The sequence below is a fragment of the Candidatus Cloacimonadota bacterium genome (assembly GCA_034661015.1).
Lineage (GTDB): Bacteria > Cloacimonadota > Cloacimonadia > JGIOTU-2 > JGIOTU-2 > JAYEKN01.
Window position 1 is genome coordinate 8,883 of record JAYEKN010000204.1, and the last position, 2,942, is coordinate 11,824.

The following is a 2,942-nucleotide window of genomic DNA, read 5'->3' on the forward strand; positions in this document are numbered from 1 at the left end:
TATTTTTTCCATCTTCTCATTCCCATTCGATAGTGCTGGGAGGTTTGGAACTAATATCATAAACCACGCGATTGATGCCAGTTACTTCGTTGATGATTCTGTTAGATGTAGAGCGAAGAATTTCGTAGGGAATCCGCGTCCAGTCGGCAGTCATTCCATCCAAACTGTTGACCGCACGAAGGGCGCAAACATTTTCGTATGTTCGTTCATCTCCCATCACCCCAACTGATTGAATGGGTAGTAAAACTGCAAACGCTTGCCATGTTTTGTGATAAAAATTATGATTTCGCAATTCTTCGATAAAAATAGCATCAACTTCTTGCAGGAGTTTTACCTTTTTGGGAGTAATATCGCCGATAATGCGGACTGCGAGACCGGGGCCAGGGAATGGATGTCTGTAAAGAACATTGTAGGGGATTCCTAATTTTTCGCCAATTTTTCTCACTTCGTGTTTATACAATGCTTTCAAAGGCTCGATGATCTTCAAATTCATTTTTTCGGGAAGTCCACCCACATTGTGATGCGATTTTATCGTAACCGACGGTCCTTTTTGGCTACCTGTTTTCGAGCTGCTTTCGATAATATCCGGATATAATGTTCCTTGTGCGAGGAACTTCACGTCATCAGCAAATTTGTTCCTGAGAGCTTCTTCTTCAAATATTTCTACAAATAAATTGCCAATTATTTTTCTTTTTTTCTCGGGATCAACTACTCCTGCCAATTTTTTGTAAAATCGCTCGGCAGCATATACTACGTGAAGTTTAATCTTCAGATAATTTTCAAAAGTATGGACTATCTCATTGATTTCATTTTTCCGCATCAAACCATTATCTACGAGTATGGGAATTAAATTATTCCCAATTGCTTTGTAAATCAAGACTGCTGCCACAGAGGAATCCACCCCACCGCTGAGCCCGAGAATAACTTTTTTGTCCGCTACTGTTTTTTTGATCTTATCAATTGCGGTTTGGACAAAAGTATCCGGCTTGATTTTTGGCTCGATTCCACAAATTTTATAGGCGAAATTTTCAAATATTGTTATTCCTTTGTCTGTGTGGGTAACTTCCGGATGAAATTGCACTCCGTAAATTTTTTTTTGTAAATTTCGGATAGCAACAAATGGAGCATTTTCGGATGAAGCGATACATTCGAAATCCGGTGGGATTTTACTGACAATATCGCCGTGACTCATCCAAACAGGCTCACCGGAATTTATTCCATCTAATAATAGGTTTTCCGCAAACTGACTTTTTCCCTTTTGAGAATGCTTGTTATTTGCAATTTTGATTTCTGAGTAACCGAATTCTTTTTTGGAAGCGTGCTTCACCTTCCCGCCAAATATTTTAGCAAAATATTGCATTCCGTAGCAAATTCCTAATATGGGAATATTCAGATCGAATATTGCTCTGTCGCAAGTCGGGGAGTTTTCAGCTAAGGTGGAGGAAGGGCTTCCTGAAAGAATTATTCCGGCAGGAGATTTTTTTTTAATCTCATCTGCTTTAATTCTGTGTGAGATAATTTCGCTTCTTACGTGAATTTTCTCAATCGCTTTAGCAATCAAGTGAGTAAATTGGGAACCAAAATCAATGATTAAAATCATTTTTTTCCTGTGTCGTAAATACTGACCGGATTGTGTTTTCTTTCGTGGCGGATGGTTGTAGCACCGGCGTGGCCTGGGAAAACTTTAGTTTTTTGGGGAAGTGTAAGCAATTTTTCATTAATGCTATGAATTATGGTTGCCTCGTTGCTAAAGGGAAGATCGGTTCTTCCCAAACTTTCAAAAAATAATGTATCTCCGCTAAAAAGTTTTCCGTCTCCCAACAGGCAAATGCAACCTTCAGAATGCCCGGGAGTGTGAATTACTTTTAACGAGGAATTGCCAAATAGAATTTGCTGCCCATCATTCAGCAAAATATCGGCTGGGGGAGATGTGATTGGAAATTCGAACATAGCACTCAAATTTTTTTGTGGGTCGAGAAGCATTTCGGCATCGTTTTGATGAATACAAATTTCTGCTTTGGTAAGTTCTTTCAGTTGCCTATTTGCTCCGATGTGGTCTCCGTGTCCGTGTGTGTTGATTATATATTTAATTTTTAAACCAAGTCGTAAGGCTTCCTCATAAATGAAATCACCCCTATTGGAGGGATCAATAACTACGCAGGATTTTGTTTCCTTATCCCAGACGAGATATGTATTTGTCTCAAAATTTTCTAATAATACCATTTTTTTAACTAACATATTTACAGTTCCTAAAATATTTATACTTAAAACAAACGCTTTTAAATCACTTGAAATCGTGTCAATATTTTTGAAAATATAGAGATTCGCATCCCCCCATTTTTTTACAAGAATGCATCTAAAAAAACCGAGTTATTTGAGGCATTTTGCCTGGATTTATCGTCAGTCTTTTTGGACAATGTCTGCGAGGGGGTAAACCCCCACGCTAAATCGAAAAAAGTATTATAAATAATACTCATTACATAGCAGCCATTTTTTCAGCCTGATTTATCCGCCAGCTGGCGGATTGACTTAAGTTTTTCCAACTTACAATTATAACGCTACTTAACTTAATAGATAATTTTTTCAATTCGTCACGGAATCAGGCTTCGTTACACTATGCCCAGACAGGTTGGTCCGTGACTTCTCGAAAAGGCTACTTTGCGGATGGACTCTATTTAGTGTCTGTCCGTAAAGTAGCATATCAAGTAAAATATATTCTTCATCCTTTTTACAACTCATCCCCTAACCCCTTCTCTTCAAAGAGAAGGGGAATTTTTATCTCCCTCTCTCCGCCAGCTGGCGGAAGGGTCGGGGTGAGGTCGAAAAATACTACTTTACGAACAGACTCTATTTAATTGCTCCACTTTTATTTTACCTTTCTGTGGTTCATCAGTCCGCCAACCAGCGGATGAGATTGAATGTCAAATCCAAAAAAATACTAG

General features: G+C 38.6%; 3 protein-coding genes. All 3 read right to left on the reverse strand.

Features of this window, described 5'->3' with window-relative positions; all coding sequences use genetic code 11:
* Positions 1–16: 16 nt before the first annotated feature.
* The 3 genes from guaA to U9P79_08015 all read right to left on the reverse strand — a co-directional run bounded on the left by guaA (position 17) and on the right by U9P79_08015 (position 2,739).
* Entirely contained in the window at positions 17–1,600 is a 1,584-nt protein-coding gene (gene guaA / locus U9P79_08005) for a glutamine-hydrolyzing GMP synthase (protein MEA2104565.1), read from the reverse strand.
* Positions 1,597–2,238 carry an MBL fold metallo-hydrolase gene (locus U9P79_08010; protein ID MEA2104566.1) on the reverse strand — a complete coding sequence of 214 codons (642 nt, stop codon included), beginning with the start codon at positions 2,236–2,238 and terminating at the stop codon, positions 1,597–1,599. Before U9P79_08010 ends, guaA begins: the two co-directional genes overlap by 4 nt.
* A 345-nt stretch (positions 2,239–2,583) precedes the next feature.
* Positions 2,584–2,739 (reverse strand): hypothetical protein, encoded by a 156-nt coding sequence (locus tag U9P79_08015; protein ID MEA2104567.1) that lies wholly within the window; start codon positions 2,737–2,739, stop codon positions 2,584–2,586.
* Positions 2,740–2,942: the final 203 nt, after the last annotated feature.